The sequence below is a fragment of the Kitasatospora sp. MBT63 genome (assembly GCF_000710465.2).
In the GTDB taxonomy this organism is placed as follows: Bacteria; Actinomycetota; Actinomycetes; order Streptomycetales; family Streptomycetaceae; genus Kitasatospora.
The window spans coordinates 1-1,315 of record NZ_JAIZ01000561.1; the positions used below are offsets into that span (position 1 = coordinate 1).

Genomic DNA, 1,315 nt, shown 5'->3' on the forward strand with positions numbered 1-1,315 from the left:
GGCGGCCGGCGCGGTGTACCCGCGCGGCGCGGGCGGGGCGGCGGGCGACGACGGCCAGTTGGCCGAGGCGCTCGCCGCGCTGGAGCGGATGGTGGGCCTGGATCCGGTGAAGCGGCAGGTCAGGGCGTTGTCGGCGCAGCTGCGGATGGCCCGGCTACGGGCCGACCAGGGGCTGCCGGTACAGCCGCCGAAACGTCACTTCGTCTTCTCCGGGCCCTCCGGCACCGGCAAGACCACGGTCGCCCGGATCCTCGGCCGGGTCTTCCACGCGCTCGGCCTGCTCTCCGGCGACCACCTGGTCGAGGCGCAGCGGGCGGACCTGGTGGGCGAGTTCCTCGGCCAGACCGCCGTCAAGGCCAACGAGCTGATCGACTCGGCGCTGGACGGCGTGCTGTTCATCGACGAGGCCTACAGCCTGTCCAACTCGGGCTACACCAAGGGCGACGCGTACGGCGACGAGGCGCTGCAGGTGCTGCTCAAGCGCGCCGAGGACAACCGCGACCGGCTGGTGGTGATCCTGGCCGGCTACCCGGCCGGGATGAACCGGCTGCTGGCCGCCAACCCCGGCCTCAACTCCCGGTTCACCACCCGGGTCGACTTCCCCAGCTACCGGCCCGCCGAGCTGGCCGAGATCGGCCGCACGCTGGCCGCCGCCGACGGCGACGGCTGGGACCAGGACGCCGGCGAGGAGCTGGCCTCGATCTGCGCCCACGTGGTCGGCGAGGGCTGGATCGACGACCTCGGCAACGGCCGCTTCGTGCGGACCCTGTACGAGAAGTCCTGCGCCTACCGGGACCTGCGGCTGTCCGCGCAGGGCGGACTGCCCAGCCGGGAGGACCTGGCGGCCCTGCGGCTGCCCGACCTGCTCCAGGCCTACGGCGAGCTGATCGACGGCCGGGGCGGCGGCTAGGGCGGCTTGCGAAGTCGCGTCGGACAAGGCCGCGGCGTCGGGCGCCCGGAATCGCCCTCGTACCGGGCCGGCCGTACGCGGGTGATCCGGGCGTGCGTCCAGCCGGGGGTACCTCCCGGCCGAAGGCTGGGGAGCGTCGCGGACCCGGCGGGGCTTTGCAGACGCGCCCCGGGCCGTGTCCGGCAGTCCCCGCCGGGCGCCCGGTGCTCTTTCGGGCCCCGACCGGGAGGCGCCCCCGGCCGGACGCACCGGCGACTCGCCCCTGCACGGCCCGGTACGAGGGGGTTTCGCCGGCACGCCCCGCCGGGCGCCCGACGCCGCGCGCCGATCCGACGGGACCTGTCGGACACGGCCCGGCCCGCGCCGGACGGCGACCGCCCCCGGCCTCGGGGGGCTCGGGGGCGG

General features: G+C 76.3%; 1 protein-coding gene. It reads left to right on the top strand.

Annotation, left to right across the window (positions count from 1 at the left end):
- Positions 1-910: AAA family ATPase (locus AA75_RS29630; RefSeq protein WP_149038446.1), on the top strand; the 910-nt coding region annotated here is incomplete at its 5' end.
- Positions 911-1,315: the final 405 nt, after the last annotated feature.